This is a genomic window from Chitinophaga sp. CF418 (genome assembly GCF_900142925.1).
Taxonomy (GTDB): Bacteria; Bacteroidota; Bacteroidia; order Chitinophagales; family Chitinophagaceae; genus Chitinophaga.
Genome location: NZ_FRCN01000010.1, coordinates 115,954 through 134,593 on the forward strand (window position 1 = coordinate 115,954; position 18,640 = coordinate 134,593).

Below are 18,640 nucleotides of genomic sequence, written 5' to 3' on the forward strand. Positions count from 1 at the left end.
TCCAACACTCCTAATACCCGGGATTCTGCGCATCCACACCACCTGATCCCAGCTTAGGGTTATTGTCAATTTCCTGCTGAGGAATTGGTAACAGTTCATCCCTGTTCACCCTGAAATAACTGATCGGATCTGTTGTGAAATATCCCTTTTTTCTCCATCTGAGGATGTCACGGTTCCTTATCTCCTCTCCTCCCAGTTCCACCATCTTTTCGTGCATAAGTGCCTTCGTTACCTGGTCTTTGCTGGATACGGGGAATTGAGCGGTCGGATAATGCGGCATCAATACAGAAGGCCTGTCCCTTACCTGGTTAAGATAATCTACCGCAGCCACTGTATTACCCAGTTCATTCTCACATTCCGCCAGCATCAGCAACACTTCCGCATAGCGAATGATACGCTGATTGTTTCCTCCGGGATGATAGGACGCAGTAGATACGCTCTGCTTATAGATCAGCATAAACTTGCGCCAGCTGACCTTTTTCGTCACACCACGTACAGTGGAAGCATTACCATTCTGCATGGCATCTGTCAGTACGTCTGCATCGTTATTGAATTTGTCGCCTGTTTCATATACTGACTCTTTATACCGTGGATCTGTTTTAGCAGCACCACTCGCCGTATTCTCAAATTCGTTGAGATATTTATCGGAAGGAATAAGGTTCCTCCATGCCAGCGGACAATACTCCTGGTTGCGGATAGTAGATTGCGCCGTTCCTGAACCGTCGCCGGTACCATTCCAGTCAAAGCTATTGTCTCCCCTATCGAAGTATACCGCTTCCCATATGGACTCGGCATTAAATTCTGTTTCTTCAAGGAAGTTGTCGCTGTAATTATTCACCAGGCGATACAGCCCTGCACCCGTCACTTTCAACAGTGCTGCCTTTGCTGCTGCATAATCGCCCTTTTGCATGTTCACCCTGCCCAGCATTGCATTCGCTGCACCGGATGTTGGCCGGCCCAGGTCTGCTGTTCCATATGTAGCTTTTAATACACCACCGGCCTCTGTCAGGTCTTTGATGATCTGAGTATATACAGCATCTTCAGTAGCCCTTGCCTGGAACTGATCAGGACCACTCACCACAGTGGTATACACCGGTACTGGTCCCCAGAGGCTCACCAGTTCAAAATAAGCCCATGCCCTGAAGAATTTAGCTTCTGCAACACATTGGTCTCTTACCGCATCATTGTCGGTCACATCAGGCGCACTACCTATCACGGTATTAGCGCGGTGAATAACAGTATAGAGGCCCCTCCATACGCTATTCATCACAGAATTGTCGGAAGTAGTTGCACCGTTCAGCATCTGCGCCCTTGGCAGTTCCAGCTGTCCGCCGCCGGAAGCAACGTCATCACTTCTGAGATCTTCCACGAAGAACCATTCACGGGCAACGAGATTGCCTGCGTGAAAAGAAGAATAAATGGCATTGGTGCCTTTCTGCATCTCAACGCTATTCTTAAAATATTTATCCAGTGTGGCATAACTGGGATTTGTTTTATCCAGGTCCTTATTACAGGCTATGGTGAAAACTGCCGCCATTACAACGGCTATAGTGATCCTATTGGAAATATGTTTTTTCATGTCTGATTTTTTTGCTGCTCATTAGAAACCTACCTGCAGGCCAAACTGGAAAGATCTTGCAGAAGGATACTGGCCATAATCGATACCATTGGTGAGTGTTGTGTTCTTTGATCCGATCTCAGGGTCCCATCCTTTATAGGAAGTGAAAGTGAGCAGGTTCTGGGAAGAAACATATACCCTGAAACTGCTTACTGCTCCATGCGCAAAGTTGCGCAGGGTTGAAGAAGGAATAGTATAACCCAGGATCACATTTTTCAACCTCAGATAAGAACCGCTCTCGATCCAACGGTCCGATACGCGGGCATTCTGGTTAGGATCGCCGCTAATGGCCCTTGGCATGTCGGCATTGCGATTCTCAGGCGTCCATGCATTCAGCACTTCAACACCTGCCCCGAACAAACGGGCCATACCTTCACGCAGTACCCTCGTACCATTGAAGATCTTGTTGCCCTGTACACCCTGGAAAAAGAGTGAAAGGTCAAAGTTCTTATAGTTGGCACCGGCATTGAGCGCATATGTGAATTTAGGGATATAGGACCCCAGGAAGGTACGGTCAGCAGCTGTGATCTTACCATCGTTGTTAAGGTCTTTGAACTTGATATCGCCCGGAGCAGTTGATTTAGCCGGATTACTACCTGGTATCTGCACAGGGCTCTTGTTCACATCGTCCTGGCTCTGGAAAATACCGTCCACCACATATCCATAGAAAGACTGAATAGGCTGCCCGGCTACAGTACGGGTAATGCTACCGTTACCAAAATCGGCATCAGCGCCATCATCGATAGTAGCGCCCGGGGTATTCAGGCTTAATATTTTGTTCCTGATAAAGCCGATATTACCGGTTACATTCCATTTAAAGCTACCGCCTGTTTTGTTGTACCCTAACTGCAGGTCAACACCGGTATTCCTCATGGACGCAGCATTCAGCTGGGAACCCGTTCCACCGAAACCGAAGCTGTAAGGAGTTGGAATAGTCAGGATCAGATTATCTGTTTGACGGCGGTACCATTCTGCCGTAAAGGTGATACTGTTATGGAACAATCCGAGGTCCAGACCAACGTTCAGCTGTTTGGTCTTTTCCCATTCCAGGTTGCTGCTCGCCAGCTGATTGTAATAAGATGCATTGCCCACAGTAATGGTATTACCAAAAGGATAACTGGCGCCATTCGCCTGCACCACTGCCTGCCATGGATATTCATTGGCCAGTACAGAGTTCTGCAGGGCAGGGAAAATGCCGATTGCATTCAGCCCTGTAATACCCCATCCGCCACGCAGCTTTAACTCGGAGATCGCAGCCACCTGTTTGATAAAGGGTTCCTGGTCCATCTTCCAGCCTGCGGATACAGATGGGAAGTTCTGGAACTTCCTGCCAGGCGCCCATACAGAGAGCCCATCACGGCGGATAGCGCCACTCAGCAGGTACTTACCTGCGAAATCGTAACTGACACGGCCGATATAAGATTGTATCAATGAAGCGGTACGCGAAGAAAATGCTGTCACATTGGTAGCGCCTACAAGCGTTTCCCGGTCATTGGAACTCTGGTTACCCGTCTGTGATTCGCCAAAGTTATTCGCCTGCTGCCGCTCATATACAGCTACGGCGTTGATATGATGATTGCCGAAGGTTTTGTCGAAGGTGAGCTGTTCAGTGTATAATAATGTGGTCCTGTTCGCCCGCTCATCTGTAATAGTAGCGACAGTGGCATTCCTGCCCTTATCATTGTAAATAGGAGCGAAAACATGCTGAAACTGTGTAACATAATCGGCCCCAAAGGTAGAGCGGAAACTGAGCCAGGGGGTAAAGTTCACCTGTGCATACGCGGTACCCAGCAATTTAAAGATCTGGCGGTGTGCATCTCCCAACAACGTTGCATCCTCCACCGGGTTGGTAGGGTCAGCACCATCCACACTGTTTTCTGCATTCCGGTAGCCTCCGTTCGTAGTCGGATCATATACCGGCAGGTAAGGCAAGGCTCTTACCACATTGGCCAGGCGGGTCCTGTTGCCGGAAGTATTATCATAACGCTGTTTGGAATAAGAGAGGAGGATATTCTCTCCTACCGTGAACACCTTATTGATATTATGCTCGGAATTAATACGGAAATTGCCACGCTGATAATTCACGCCCTGTGTAATACCGTCCTGCTTAAGGTGACCGGCCGACATATAATAACGGGAAGCATCACTACCGCCGCTTACAGACACATTGGACTGTGAGATCAGGGCTTTCCTGAAATAGGCATCCTGCCAGTCGGTATTTGTCTTTGCATAGGTCTGTGAAGTACCGGTATATATAGGCTGATTGAAATTAGCGTCTTCCAGGCGGGGAGGCTTCGCAATGCCGGCTGCACCGTTCAATGCGCGCTCATACTGCAGGTACTGCTGTGTATTGAGCAGATCGATAGTTTTCCAGGCAGACTGCACGCCTACATAAGAATCGAAGTTTACATGTGGCTTACCATCGCGGGAGCCTTTTTTGGTAGTAATAATGATCACCCCGTTTGTGGCACGGGAACCGTAAATAGCCGCCGCACTGGCGTCTTTCAATACCTCAACCGATTGTACATCCCTGCTGTCAAAACTTGCCAGGTTGGAAGTTGGAAAACCATCTATCACATACAAAGGGTCTGATGCATAACTGATGGAACTGATACCCCTGATCCTCACAATAGGATCAGCTCCCGGCGTACCATTGTTGGTAACGGTTACGCCTGCAACCCTTCCCTGCAGCGCCTGTTGAACGCTGACAACGGGCAGCTCGCTGATCGTTTTGCTGCTTACCGAAGCCACCGAACCAGTGAGGGAGCTTTTCTTCTGTGCACCATATCCTATCACCACCATCTGTTCGAGCGACTGCATATTCGGGGCAAGGCTTATTTCATAATTTGCCCCACTCCCTACAGTGACATGGTTGGGAGTATACCCTATGAAGCTGAATTGCAGCACCTCTCCGGAAGCTGCATTAATAGTATAGGCTCCCTCAGCATTGGTAACCGTCCCCCTGCTGGTATTCCTGACAGAGACCGTAACCCCCGATAGTGGCTTTCCTGTCTCGTCAGTGACTTTACCTTTTATTGGCTGACCGCCCTGACCGTACACTACAGTAAACAGCAATAATGCTAGTACAGTCAGCAACGCCGGAAGTAACCGCTGCCTCCTGCCGGAAGCCGGACATCTCCGGAAAAAAACTCGTAAAGCAAGTTTCATAACGCGTGAATTGATAGTTTTTTAAATGATAAAATGGTAACAAAACAAAAAAATGTCAATTTAACACCTATAAGTAATCCCATGACGGCGTAAGGCCAATTCCGGGTAAACACAGTAATTTCAAACGGGAATCAAATCGGGTCTTACTTATCTTGGTTCTTAAGCTCAATCGCAGCGTGAAGTACATACATAATTGGCAGATTATTTGGTCTAAGCTTATCAATAATTGGTTAATATTTCTCAAATCACAATCGGTTGCGTAAATTGAGATCGTAAACCCGAAAGAATAAACAAAAAAAGATCAGGGAACAGGAACAAGAACATTGTAGTACTGATACATTAATTATTGTATTCATTTTACACACCACGTATGCAAGACACACTATTATTAGTAGATGGCAATAGGGATAAGCTGCAAGTCCTATCAGAAAACCTCGGTGAAGACTACCTTATTTTCACTGCAGAAAACGGGCAACAGGCGCTCGACATGATAGAAAAACACTCTGTCCGGATGATCATTTCCGATAGCCATACTCCACAGGTCAATGGCTTCGACCTCTGTACCCGGTTAAAAACAAGCCTGAACTACTCACATATTCCCATCATTCTGCTGACGGCCCCCAACAGGTTGCAATCCAGGCTGGATGGCCTGAAAGCGGGCGCCGACGCCTGTATTGAGACCCCATTCTCTCCTGAACATCTGAAAGCACAGATCAGCAACCTGCTGAATAACCGTAAGAAGATCAGGGCCTATTACACCAGGTATCCCCTGGCACATATGAGTACAATGGCTTATTCCAGGACAGATGAAGACTTCCTGATCATACTGCACAACCTGATCATGGAAAACATAGAAAACCCGGAACTGGATGTGGAGCTGCTGGCAAAACTGATGAACATCAGCGTACCTACCTTATACAGAAAGATCAAAACCCTGTCTGATCTTACACCAAATGAGCTGCTGACTGTAACAAGAATGAAGAAAGCTGCGGAACTATTGACGGGTACGGGTTATAAAATATTCGAAGTGGCCATCATGGTGGGGTTCAACTCTCAGAGCAGCTTTGGAAAGGCTTTTTTGAAACAGTTTAATATGACGCCTACCGCATTTCAGCAAATAAGGAAGGAAGAAAGATATTCGGCCAGAAAATTTACGCTGTAATTATCCTCTCAGCCATCTGATCATTGCCGGAAATGGCTTTGCGCCATTCTTCTGTGCATTGACGGCATCATAACAAAACCCTGCCCATTGCAGTAATGGCAGATAAAGCATATTTCCGGCGCCATATTGTTCCAGATACCAATCTGACGATCCTTTGTAACCATAAGGATGAAAAACGACCGCGGGATCAATGTTGAGATGCACACAGGCCGCATAACTCCAGGCGATAGCCATCATTTCCTCGCAGGCCTCCGCTGCAAAAAAAGGCACCCGTATAAAACGGATGCCCTTGTTCCTCTTTTATAGAAAATAATCACAGCAAACTTTCCAGTAAAGGCTTCAGTTCCGGCATAGAAGGCCTGGGAGCATCTACAGAAACAATATTACCTTGTTTATCAAATACCATAAAACGGGGAATACCTGTTACGCCATAAAATTTCGCCATATCAGACCAGCCACTGGCAAACAACTGGATACCTCCCAGTTGCTTGTCTGTTACGAAGCTTTTCCATTTTTCCCTATCCTTTGCCTCATCGACAGAAATACTTACGAAGGCAACGTTCTTACCCTCCATAGCAGATTCCAGTTCCTGCAGATATGGTAGCTCTTTTTTGCAGGGCCCACACCAGGTCGCCCACATATCCACAAGCACCACTTTGCCTTTCAGGCTGCGCAGGCTAACGGTATCTCCTGCCATATTCGGATAGGCAAAGTTATATCCTGTCGTGCCCTTTTTAAAGGTGCTGAGGGCCTTACGGGTATCAAAAAGGGCCTTCTGCATGTTGGAGGTTAAAAGATATTGCTGATTGGCAGTGAATACCTCATCAAATTTCTCCAGGGATTTGTAGGATTTGAAGTCATTGACCAACCATACTCCCTTCAGTGTATCGTTGCAGATCCTGGATATGGATAATTGTACACGGTTACTAAGGGTCATGCTGTCATGCGCTATTGACGACAGTAAAGCATAACGCTGTATAAGATCGCTACCCTCGCCTAAAGCAAGAACATCCGCGGAACAATACCTGCCAGACTGGAGGATGCCCACGTAGTAACCGGGATAATATCCTTTGGAAGGCAAGGCGCTACGGGGCACTAACAGTATGCTCATTGCGGCAAGCTCGAGATCTGCGTCCACAGTCATTGTCAGCAGGCGGTTAAACACAGTGTTCTTTGTACGGATGTTTTTTTTAAATGCCTCTGCTGATGGCTGAAATGCATCCAATGCCGGAAAGAAAGCCCTGTAAGTAGTAGTGTCGTTCAGGCTTGTTTTATTCTTCAGCGGCGTGATCATCTGCTGCCAGGAATAAAGCAACTGATTCTCGGCACTACCTTTCATCAGGGTATAGCCGCCACGATCATTCTGGATATCCAGTTCTATCTGCTCACCGGACTGCAGATATACACGGATGTAATTCCTGCTGGCCTTATCGTCAACAGACATAGCCAGGTAATAATAACCAGTTGTAGGTATAGGGATAGCAAATGCAAAATTATGCTGTTCATCCAGGGTTGTACTGGCAAATTCCACCAGCTTACCTTCCCTGACGTTATAAAGTTTCATGCCGGTAGCTTTCTCTGGTCCGCATTTACCGCTGATCATCGCTGGCATGGCATAAGTAGTCTGTATACCTGCCAGCATCGCCAGCAGGAAGAATATTTTCTTCATTGGAAAAATGATTTAACGTTCTCTGTAAGTAATGCTTTTGATTTTACCGAAGCCGGCATATGATTCATTCAATATCAGGTTGCCGTTAACACCTGGTACGGTATACAACTCGAAGGTGCCACAGCTCTCTGACGGTAGTGCAGGGTCATACACCCCCACCTGCAATTTGTTATAATAGTTCTTTGCTCCTGTAAGACCGGTGGCCATGAAGCCATCAAACTTGAGGAAAGTGACTGATTTCTGTCCATAGTCAATCATCAGCTTACTTTGTTTAGTGCTGGCATCGTATTCATACAGCTTTCCTCCTACATTGTAAAACACATATCCCATATCCGGGCTTACTGCAAAGTTCTCCGCCTGCGAGATGGAAGTGGCAGGCATTTCGTCATAGTAGGTTTGTACAATATTGGTCGCGATATTAAATCTTGCGAGATAGTATTTTACATGTGCAGAGTCAAGTATTGCATAGGTATCTCCATTATTGAACCTGGTAGTTGCCATGTATACAAGGTCTTTCCCTGTTTTGTAACTAAACACTGTTCCTGCAGGCATTTCCGTACAGTAGGCAGGCAGGCTGTAGATATGCTTTACGAAGCGCTTCTCATCCATATCATACAGAATATGTGTATTGGTAGAGTTGGATACATCGTTATAGTAAGCCACAAACGGAGACACCTTGAATGGAACAGACTGCCCATACATTACATTCACGGGCAGGCCGAAGTAGATAGAGAAGGTATATATGTAGTAGTACATATTACCGTCATTACCATGCAGGTATACCAAAGTTGCGGTACGGGAGGTAATTTTATCTGCATAGAAGCCGGCAGGCAGATCACTAAAGAAATCTGTCTGCAAGGGAGATTTCCATTTTAATGTTTCTCCATCCAGCCTGTGCGTGCCTGTAGTTGTACTTACATAGATGGTTTGACTGGAAGCTGCAGTGGTCAACCTCGCAAACTTCACGTCCACAGGTAACCCACTGAGCGTAAGACCAGCGCCGATATTCCCTAGCAGATCATAAGTAGGTTTATACCCTTCAGTACCTTTAGACAGCATATCCAGCCTGCTTGTGCCATTCACTTCCGATAACAGCAGCCATCCCTCATATACGCTGGTCACAACAGTTATCAGAAAACGCTTGCTGAAAGTAACACCTGTCTTCTTATCAGTTACGCGATAAAAGATGTCATATTTACCCGAAGTAAGGGTGATTCGTTCTTCCAGGTCCCGACTGTAAGATAGCGTATCCACATTGACGGTCTGCCCCGTATTAGCCAGGGATGCCAGCCACATATAACTATAAGCGCTTGTATCAGTACCCTTGTCTTTTGTAAAAGCGAGTATTGGCTTGACAGAGAATACGCTTCCGTAGTTAACAGTATATAAGCTGTCAATACCAGTAATACTTACCTCGTTAATATCAATATAATCATAGTTGCCTTTGTCTTTATAACAACTACTCAATGCGAATACAGAGAGGATATATAAAAGTAGTTTCTTCATGTTAAAGAGATAAAAATGATGGTGAAATGTTTACTGTATCCCATCCGGGTCATTGTGACAAAGTGCCCATGATCATTTCAGTGCCGTCGTCTTCATAGATCGTATTACCGCTGTCCTTTTGCTGATTAAGGTAACGCTGCATCGCCTTTCCGATGTAGATCACTTCTGCTACAGCTATCGTTGTAAAATCGTTCACCGTCATATTCAGCTGACTGCAGATCAGCAGTATCTTTTTGCGGGAGAAAGTACCGAGATACCCATCCAGCCAACGGCCTGGCTTTGCGATCTGATCATCGATATATAATGTGAGAGTCGAGGTGGATACACCTTTTTTGCTGTCAGGCTGCGTAATAGTAGTGTCGAAGTCCTGATTAGGCTGTAGTTGCAATTGCAACCTGTATTGCTGTTGCGACATTTCTGCTGTGCGGTAAATGTGTACCGGTATATAAACTACTGACTGATTGGCCGGCAGCACATATGTAGTTGTCAGTGGCTCATAATGTACACCCGCTATTGCGGTGGTGGCACTGTCTACCACCTGTATGTTAATAGCCCTGTCATGATCTGCCTGTATACCCATCAGGGAGATCTGTACCTTCAATGTACTATCAGTGACTTGTTCATTTGCCAGCGAGAAAGTGAACAGCGTAGTATCTATACGCTCAGGATTCCTTTGGTTGCTGGTATGTAATGAGTAATCAAAGTACAGCAGCGACTTGCCACTGTAGAGATCTATAGTTTCTTTTCTGCAGCCGAGCAGTGCGAAATACAATATGGCTGCTATATAAAATCCTTTCATGATGTCAGTAATAAGAAGATTAACGATAATCCGTTTCGCTCTTTGGAAGTGGCATTACATAGGTAGCGGCAGTCATGGTAAAATTGCCGCTGGCAGCCCCTCCTTTCGGTATAGTGGCCTGGTTCTTCCTTTTATAGTAAAAGAAAAGCTGCCCTTCCCCATAAAACTCTTTCTGATATTCTTTTCTGATCTCAGTTTCCAGTGTAACGGTTTCCGGCAGATCTGTCAGGCCACGGTTATATCTTATTGTATTGAGATACCCCAGGGCCATCACCCGATCTGTTTCACACTCTGCAGCGATATAATACATTTCACTGAGGCGCAGCATAGGAACCCGGTAACGGAACATATCGGCGCTGTCCTTATTCGTTACATCTGCATACTTATAGAAGCAGCGATAGGTTTTGTCGCCTACGCTGGGAATGATCCAGCTTGGATTATAGCGATAGTCGCTCTCCAGCCCTTCAAAAGTAGCAGTGAGCCTGGTCGGATGAGCCGCCAGTATGCCCCTGTCAGCTACGTCTGGTGAGAAGTTAGCGCTATAGGACAGATATAATTTGGGGCAGTATATATCAAAGAGATGTTCTGTAGAGAATGTGCGGTCAGGAAAATCTGCATTACCACTTGCTTTTTTCAGGGTGGTCCATGGGAACCAGGGACCAGCACCTTCAATGACAGTTTTAGCCTGTGCCAATGCGCCTGTTTTATCTCCACGGTAAAGCAATACCCTGGCCTTGAGGGCTTTCACTGCGTAATAGTTCAGGCGTCCGTCACGTTGCTGATAAAAGAAATCCACCTCCCCGGCGCCATGAATACGCATAGGACCGCCGCTAATAACAGGATCTGTCTGCAGGCATCTTTCTGCATGGTCGAGGTCTTCCAGTATACTATCCATCACGTTATTGGCAGGCAATAGCGGACGGGTAGTAATATCCGCATGGGTAATATATGGGATGCTCTCGGAAAGAGAATCTGTTACATAAACAGGTCCATACAGCCGTAACAGATCAAAGTGCATATATGCCCTGATAGCCAGTGCTTCTCCCCTGATAATGGAATCCCGGAACGGTTTGAGCACGCCTGCGTACTTATCCATGTTCTCCAGCAGGTTATTGGCAGACATTACTACTTCGTAAGCGTTACTCCACACCTCTTCTATTGCAGGTTCTACCAGGGAGTTAGTATAGGCATAGTTCGCATGCTGGTACCAGTTATGAGAACTGTTGGTGGAGATATTATATTCCTGCCCCAGTATACTTACCAGCGTAAAACTGAGATCTCCTCCATACAATGCTACCTGTCCCATATCCAGGTAGATGCCGTTAAGGTGATTGATGAATCCTTTTTCACTGGAGTATACAGCACTTTCCACGAACTGATCTTCCGGCTTTACGTCCAGGTATTTGTTACAGGAAAAAAGACCTGCAGACAACATGATTATAATCGCAGAGATCTGTAATGATCTTTTCATAATAATACTTTTAGAAAGTTGCCCTTACACTAAAGGAATAAGAATTGGAGAAAGGATATTCTGTTCCCCGTTCACTTTTAATCGTAGCCAGCCGGAACACATCGTTAGTGTAACCGGAAAACCGCAATACGGACAGTCCTGCATGACGCATCCAGGGTTTATTCAGCAGTTCATAGCTGACATTGATCGATTCACCGGACAGATAGTTATTACGCTGTACGTACCTGGAAGTCATCTTCACCGTAGAGAAATTGTTGATTGCCTTGAACTGCGCTACATCGCCCGGTTGTTTCCAGCGTTCGTACAGCGCACGTTTGTCAAGATTCTCTTCTGCCACTTTCCTGGTAGAGATATTCTCTATACGATCATAAAGGGCATCGTTAAATACGTCTCCGCCGTATGTGTATCTTATATTAGCGCCAAAGGAGAAGGCACTGATACGCAGGTTGGCACTTAATACTCCTTCCATTTTAGGTTGTGCATTTCCTGCTACAACTTCATCAGATGCATCATAGTCAAAAGTCTGCGTACCATCTTTCTTAATAAACACCTCAGCACCGGTACCTGGATCTATGCCAGCAGAGCGTACCGCCCATATGGCATCCGGACTATTCCCGTCACGGAAGCGCTGCAGCGAATTACTTGCTTTCGCCAGATCATTCTGTTTCTCCAGCATATTGTCAAACCCACCGTATTCGCTTTCCTGATAACGGCCGGTAAAGCCAAGTACGAGATAGATATTTTTCCTTGCATTGAATATGGGTGTTACTTTCAGATTCCAGTCAATACCTTTTGTATGCTGATAACCAATATTGAAAGGATAGGCAGAAATACCAGTAGAAGATGGAGTTGTGATCAATGCGATCAGCGGATCCGTATTCTTCCTGTAATAGTCCACCGTCAGTGAAATGCGATTCTGCAGGAAAGCCATATCAGCGCCAATGTCCACCATTAGGGAATTCTGCCATTTCAGGTTGGGATTACCGAGACTGCTCACGTTATATCCTTGTCCGAACTGGTTATTGGCGGAATTGATGGCATAAATAGTTTCGGATGACAGATTCTGGAAATTCTGATTACCTGTCAAACCAATGTTAGCGCGTATTTTCAGCAGATTGATCCACTTGTAATGCCTGAACATGGCATCATTATGCAGATTATAACCGATGCCGGCAGACCAGAAAGGAGAATACTTATTGTTGGTACCAAATGAAGTGGAACCATCAATACGCCAGGAAGCATCCAGCAATAGCCGGCGATCGAACACATAGCTGGCGGTTGCCAGGGCAGCTACACTGCGTTTGGTAGTTTTGGTATACCCGGGAACTCCGTTTTCCTCATAACCATAAGCAAAAGCGGGATTACCAACTGCCCCAACAGGAAAGCCGGTAGCTTCGAAGGAAGTATAATTGTAAGCATCCTCCCTGATCTCACCACGGGCATTCATATTCAGCTGATGTACCTTGTTGATCAGCTTTCCGTAAGAGAGCATCAGGTTGCCGTTGTAACCAAATGTCCTTTCATTGGAGTAATCGTAGGTACCCCGGCTCTCCGCAGTTTTCCCGATGAATGTAGTATTGGAAGGAGACAGAAACACAGTACTGGTAGTATTGCCACTGGTGATATTTAACCCTCCTGTGATGCGCATATCATTGTTGATATCGTAGATCATCTGGAGGTTGTTGCTGATAGCCTGTTCTTTTGTATAATTATAGCTATTGAGCGTTGCATTATACAGGGGGTTCCCCGCCGTATCCCGCTGATTGAGAGAAGTGATATAGATATCAAGATATGGGCTGATGGTGCCATCATCCTGCGTCTTTTTAAAGTAAGGCAATACTTTTACCCAGTCAGCGAAAGAACCATAGGGAGATTCATCCGCCCTGTAACCATTGAGGTATAACTTATTGCTGATATTGAATTTTCCTTTCCGGTACTGCAGGTCAACGTTTGCCCCCCAGGTATTGCGGCCGGAACCTTTCATCACGCCATCCAGGTCTTTATAATTAAGGCCCACGCCATAACGCATCTGGTTGTCGCCACCTTCTGCATAGAGTGCATGGCCATTGGTGATCCCCACACGAAGTGGTTCACTCAGCCAGTAGGTATTTACACCTCTTTTCACAGCAGCCAGGCGCCTTGCATAGAGTTCATCCAGCGTATTCTGCGCATCAAATAGGACAACCGAACTTTTATTGGCAGTATACCTGCCAGCCAGCCGCTCATATTCGAGCTTCTCGCTGGCATTCATCATGTTATAACTGGTGAGGTCGGGTGCTTCCACGCGGAAGTCGTAGGTATAGCTTACGCGCATAGCACCTGGTCTGGGCCTCAGGGTTTCGATCACCACCACGCCATTGGCAGCGCGGGCTCCATACAGGGCGGTGGAGGCAGCATCCTTTAAAACAGTGATTGCTGCCACCCGGTTCATGTCCAGGTCATTCACCACCTGCAGGCTTGTTTCAAAACCGTCTAATATAAATAATGGTTGGTTGGCGTCGGTACCTGTCTGTGTCTGTACAGCAATAAGGCTGCTCTTACCACGCACTTCTATACTTGGCAGAGCATTGGGATTAGCACCCATCACATTATTCTCTACTATTCTGAAAGAAGGGTCCAGTGTTTTCAGGCTTTGTAATATGTTCTGATTCCCCACAGTTTTCAGCTCACCCCCCGTGAAGCTTGCAGCCGCTCCTGTGAAACTTTCCTTTTTACGCGTGAACATCCCGGTCACGACCACTTCTTTTGTGTTGCTCTTTGCCGCCAGTGTAATATGCAGGGAGGTACGGCCTTTTACTGGTATGATCTGTTGCTCCATACCGATATAGGATACTTGCAGCGTAGCGTCTGGCGAAGTAGCTATTTCGAAGTTGCCTTTCTCGTCAGTAAATACCCCTATACGGGCTTTCACATCCTGGATAGTGGCTTTCTCCAGTACTTGTCTATTCTCGTCGGTCACCGTCCCGCGAATAGTGAACTGTTGCTGCGCAGGTTGTTGTGGCGCTTCTGGCGCAATGACACGGCGTTTGATCATCAGCACGCCTCCTTCAATACTCCAGGAGAGCGGATAATTGGCCAATATCCTGTTCAACACATCATCCAGAGAGGCATTTTTCACACGCAGGGTTACCGGCGGCAGTTTTTTCAGCTCCTCCTGATCGAAGATGAAGCGGAGGCCAGCCTGTTTGCGTATTTCATGCAGTAGCGCCGGCACACTGATATTGCGGACATCTAGTGTGATACCGGGACTTGCCGGCGCCTGCGCATATACACCCGAGGGCAGCAGGACCAGGGAAGATAAAAGCCCTCCGGGAACTGCAGCGAGTAGTATCCATACGGCGCTCCGCCACAAATGGCTCCCATAACAATACTTTTTTTTCATTACTTTTAAAGCGATTTTAGATAATAGAACCCCAGCCCTTGTCTCCGACAAGGAACAGGTTTTATTAAGACGGGTCTTGTTGCAACCAGGATCCGTCTTTTTTTAGTTGATAAATGTGCTATTTGTTGACTATATACCCTGTTATTGTTCTCTCATTTTGGTTGATGTTAAAATGAACATCTGTCATTTTCTCCAGTAATTGTAATAAGGTGCTGATTTCTTTGTATTGCGGCAAGTTGGCTTCTATTTTACGTTCTTTGACCTTTCCCTCAGGCAATATGATTGTATAGTTATACACCCGTTCCAGGCGACGGCAGATGTCTTCCAGTGTAGTACCATCGAAGATCAGTTCTCCGTCTTTCCAGGCGGTATATATTTCCGTGTCCACTTTATGTACCTGCACATTGTTATAAGGAGCCTTGCTCATCAGCTGCTGGCCCGGCTGCAGGTAAGTACTGTCCCCCCCATGCAGCACCATTATTTTTCCCTGTACGAGTGTAGCTGCGATGTTACTATCATAAGTATTAATATTAAAAACAGTGCCCAGCACCTTTATAGTGGCATGCGCGTTTTGTACCATAAATGGTCTCTCCGCATCGCTGGCCACTTCAAAATAGGCTTCTCCCTCTACGGTCACAAGACGGGCATCTTTAGAAAATAAAGAAGGATACCGCAGGCGGCTGTCGGCATTCAACCATACCTTTGTCCCGTCTGATAACACGAGATGATAGGTATATCCTCTTGGCACTATCAGGGTGTTGTAGGATATATGTTGCATCGTTCCCTGCGCTTTCTCATATATCAGTTCCTCATTGCTGGCGGTAGTGGTACCTTTTAAGTTCCTGAGCGTGTCCAGCACCACTTCGCTACCCTCTGCGGTCAACAATGTAATGGCAGAAGGTGCTTTCTTTGCGGATGTTTCTCCGGCAATCTGGCGCCCATACCTGTCTGCATCCCGGAAATAAAACCAGGCGGTTCCTGCCAGCAACAACACAACAGCTGCCGCCGCGTATCGCCACAGACGCAGTATTTTGGGTTTCCTGATCATTGCCCAGTCAGCATCCTGCTGTTCCAGTCGTTGTGTCAGCGTCTGCCAGCCATCCTCCACATCAGCCTTCGCCCATTCTTTCAGATCGAGCCGCTCTTTCAACGCCTGGTATTCACGCAGCAATTCCTGCTCTGATTCATTCAAAGCGGAATAATCCTGCCCCTGACCACTTTCCAGGTAGCGGAGCAGTTTATCGTTGTCGATATTCTTTTTACTGTTTCCCATGGGCTGCTACTATAATGACAGGTGAAGTTTAAAAAAGGGTGACTGGCCTCAGCAATTTTTTTTTAAAAAAACAATGAGGTATAGAAAATCTTGAACACTACCAGTGAGATCAGCAGCTTCTCCAAACGTTCGCGTTCCTGCCTCAGCGTCTCATAGGCCTTACGCAGCTGCGTTTTCACGGTATTGATGGAAATATTCAGCTGATCTGCAATTTCACTGTATTTGTACCCCTCTCCATTGCTGAGCAGAAATATTTTACGGCGTTGTTCGGGCAGGCCTTGTATAGCGAGCAATAAGGCAGCCTTCAGCTGGTCTTCCTTTTGCAGGACAGATTCCTCGCTTTGGGGATCGTAGATATCGGGAGCTGCCGACTGTGTGTTGTGTCGGTTGCGGGTTGCGATGCTTTGCTGATAATTAATAACACTGTTTCGGATGGCACGGAAAGCATATTTTTCAAAACTGTCGGGAGTACTAAGCGATTCCCGCTTTCCCCAGCAACGGAAAAAGAAATCCTGCACTACATCTTTTGCAGCATCCATATCTTTCAGATAGCTGTAAGCAAAAAGGCATAATGGTTGATAATGGTCCCTGAACAATTGTTCATACCGTTGCTTGTCTGTCCACGACTCATGCATCAATATCAATTATTGTAATCCTGACTTAGCGAAGGCACAAAATAAAAACAAAATCGGAATTTATTCCAGGAGAAAAAAAGTACTTCCGTGAACCGGTCAGGGGTAATTATAGTTAGATATTGTCCATTTGTCGATATTTATTGTCAATCTGACCAATATTCATCATGATCATATCACATTGCCCTACATATACCATTTTTCAGTAGCTCTCCTTAAAAACACACATCGAATTATTAAATCATACTTAAAATTTGACCATCCCATTTAATTAAGATAAACTTTCTGCTATTTTTGTTACCCGATGACAAGGTTGTTAATAAATTTTTTCTTATCGCTCTGCTTTTTCCTGTTGAAGGGACATGGCCATCTGTATGCAGATACAGATCAGGACTATGTTTACAGGTATATGCTACAGCATTCGGAAAGTACTGTACATATACGCATCGCCGATGTACAGAGCAACCATGCAATGATCAGTAATACGCCTGCTTCCGGCGCCAAAAAAGAAAAGCTCAAGGCCACGGAAGTTGAAGACGAAGAAGAAAGTCTTTCAGGCAGAAAGCATATACAGATCAGCCACTACTACCATTTTAACCCATTGGAACCTGCAGTTTACTACAATTATCTTAAGAACCCATTACCTTTCTGCAACCATTTTTCCTATCTATCTTCTGACAAGTTCATTATACACCGTGTTATCAGGGTGTGATCTTTTACTGTAGCTACAGGCAAAGCATTATTGCCTGACCATCTGAAAATAATATTTATGCCGCCTGCCGTCATAGCATCTGCTATCGGGGTTAGAGAGCTATACACCTTATAAACCACCATTAACAGGGAAACCGCACTTATTTAAAACATATAATACTATGAAGAGAATTGTCATGCTCATGGGCTTATCTGCCATGTTGTGCCATATAGGCTGTAAATCGGCGAAAGAAGAAAAGGAAGGAGATACCAAACTGCTCGTTACCAGCCCTTTGAAAATGGACACGACAATCACCAGTGAATACGTGTGTCAGATACGTTCTATACGTAACATCGAACTGAGAGCCCAGGAGAAGGGTTATCTGCAGAACATTTATGTAGATGAAGGCCAGTTCGTAAAAAAAGGGCAGCTTCTTTTCAAGATCATGCCTACCATCTATGAAGCTGAGCAACAGCGGGCAGAGGCAGAAGTGAATATCGCAGAAATTGAGGTACAGAATACCAAACCTCTTGCCGATAAAAACGTCGTATCAAAAAATGAACTGGCCATGGCCCAGGCCAAACTGATCAAAGCCAAAGCAGAACTGGCATTGGCTAAAGCACACCTGGCTTTCACAGATATCAAGGCGCCCTTTGATGGCTTAGTGGATCTCCTGCACCTGAAACTGGGAAGTCTTGTAGAAGAAGGAGAACTGCTTACTACTTTGAGTGACAATAACAAAATGTGGGTTTACTTCAACGTTTCTGAACCTGAATACCTCGCTTATAAAGCCCAGGCCAACACCGGCAAAAAGCTGGAAGTGAACCTGCTGACGGCCGATAAACAATTATTCAAATATCCGGGTGTTGTTGAAACCATTGAAAGTGAGTTCAACAATGAAACAGGGAACATTGCATTCAGGGCAACATTCCCCAATACAGAGGGCCTGCTGAGACATGGTGAAACAGGCACTATACTGATCAAAAGACCGATCAAAGATGCACTGATCATTCCGCAGAAAGCTACCCTTGAGATCATGGATAAAAAATATGTCTATGTAGTAGGTAAGGACAATGTGGTGAAATTAAGACCCATTTCCATTGCTGCTGAAATACCGGATCTGTATGTAATAAAAGAAGGAATAGCCGACGGAGAAAAGATACTTCTTGAAGGACTAAGAAAGGTGAAAAACGACGATAAGATCGCATACGAATATGAGGAGCCCAAAACAGTGCTCTCTCATTTAATACTGGCATCGGAATAAAGTAA

13 protein-coding genes are annotated in these 18,640 nt (G+C 45.8%); 3 read left to right on the forward strand and 10 right to left on the reverse strand.

Annotation, left to right across the window (positions count from 1 at the left end; translation table 11 throughout):
• Positions 1-10 precede the first annotated feature (10 nt).
• A complete protein-coding gene (locus tag F3I09_RS21575; protein ID WP_149697124.1) occupies positions 11-1,579 on the reverse strand; it encodes a RagB/SusD family nutrient uptake outer membrane protein in 1,569 nt (522 codons plus the stop codon).
• 21 nt (positions 1,580-1,600) lie between these two features.
• Positions 1,601-4,786, reverse strand: coding sequence for a TonB-dependent receptor (locus F3I09_RS21580; RefSeq protein ID WP_149697125.1), 3,186 nt, complete (start codon positions 4,784-4,786; stop codon positions 1,601-1,603).
• A gap of 370 nt (positions 4,787-5,156) precedes the next feature.
• Between F3I09_RS21580 and F3I09_RS21585 the strand changes: the two genes are divergently transcribed.
• The gene (locus F3I09_RS21585) at positions 5,157-5,948 is read left to right on the forward strand and encodes a DNA-binding response regulator (protein WP_149697126.1); all 792 of its coding nucleotides are present in this window, start codon (positions 5,157-5,159) and stop codon (positions 5,946-5,948) included.
• On the opposite strand, the gene F3I09_RS21590 is transcribed toward F3I09_RS21585, so the two are convergent.
• The 8 genes from F3I09_RS21590 to F3I09_RS21625 form a co-directional block, all read right to left on the reverse strand.
• A complete protein-coding gene (locus F3I09_RS21590; protein WP_149697127.1) occupies positions 5,949-6,218 on the reverse strand; it encodes a hypothetical protein in 270 nt (89 codons plus the stop codon).
• Positions 6,219-6,261: 43 nt separating this feature from the next.
• A complete protein-coding gene (locus tag F3I09_RS21595) occupies positions 6,262-7,617 on the reverse strand; it encodes a TlpA disulfide reductase family protein (RefSeq protein WP_149697128.1) in 1,356 nt (451 codons plus the stop codon).
• A gap of 12 nt (positions 7,618-7,629) precedes the next feature.
• A complete protein-coding gene (locus F3I09_RS21600; protein ID WP_149697129.1) occupies positions 7,630-9,123 on the reverse strand; it encodes a PKD-like family lipoprotein in 1,494 nt (497 codons plus the stop codon).
• Between the two features lie 49 nt (positions 9,124-9,172).
• Positions 9,173-9,922: a DUF4843 domain-containing protein gene (locus F3I09_RS21605; protein WP_149697130.1), complete on the reverse strand. Its 750-nt coding sequence runs from the start codon at positions 9,920-9,922 to the stop codon at positions 9,173-9,175.
• A 19-nt stretch (positions 9,923-9,941) separates the two neighbouring features.
• Positions 9,942-11,393, reverse strand: coding sequence for a RagB/SusD family nutrient uptake outer membrane protein (locus tag F3I09_RS21610; RefSeq protein ID WP_149697131.1), 1,452 nt, complete (start codon positions 11,391-11,393; stop codon positions 9,942-9,944).
• A 10-nt stretch (positions 11,394-11,403) separates the two neighbouring features.
• Positions 11,404-14,775 (reverse strand): SusC/RagA family TonB-linked outer membrane protein, encoded by a 3,372-nt coding sequence (locus tag F3I09_RS21615; RefSeq protein ID WP_149697132.1) that lies wholly within the window; start codon positions 14,773-14,775, stop codon positions 11,404-11,406.
• Between the two features lie 118 nt (positions 14,776-14,893).
• On the reverse strand, positions 14,894-16,048 hold the full coding sequence (locus tag F3I09_RS21620) for a FecR family protein (RefSeq protein ID WP_149697133.1): 1,155 nt from the start codon (positions 16,046-16,048) through the stop codon (positions 14,894-14,896).
• A gap of 62 nt (positions 16,049-16,110) precedes the next feature.
• A complete protein-coding gene (locus tag F3I09_RS21625) occupies positions 16,111-16,683 on the reverse strand; it encodes an RNA polymerase sigma-70 factor (RefSeq protein WP_149697134.1) in 573 nt (190 codons plus the stop codon).
• 301 nt (positions 16,684-16,984) lie between these two features.
• Here F3I09_RS21625 and F3I09_RS21630 point away from each other — a divergent pair, with 301 nt between their 5' ends.
• Positions 16,985-17,392 carry a hypothetical protein gene (locus F3I09_RS21630; protein ID WP_149697135.1) on the forward strand — a complete coding sequence of 136 codons (408 nt, stop codon included), beginning with the start codon at positions 16,985-16,987 and terminating at the stop codon, positions 17,390-17,392.
• A gap of 160 nt (positions 17,393-17,552) precedes the next feature.
• Positions 17,553-18,635: an efflux RND transporter periplasmic adaptor subunit gene (locus F3I09_RS21635; protein ID WP_149697136.1), complete on the forward strand. Its 1,083-nt coding sequence runs from the start codon at positions 17,553-17,555 to the stop codon at positions 18,633-18,635.
• The last annotated feature ends 5 nt before the right edge of the window (positions 18,636-18,640 follow it).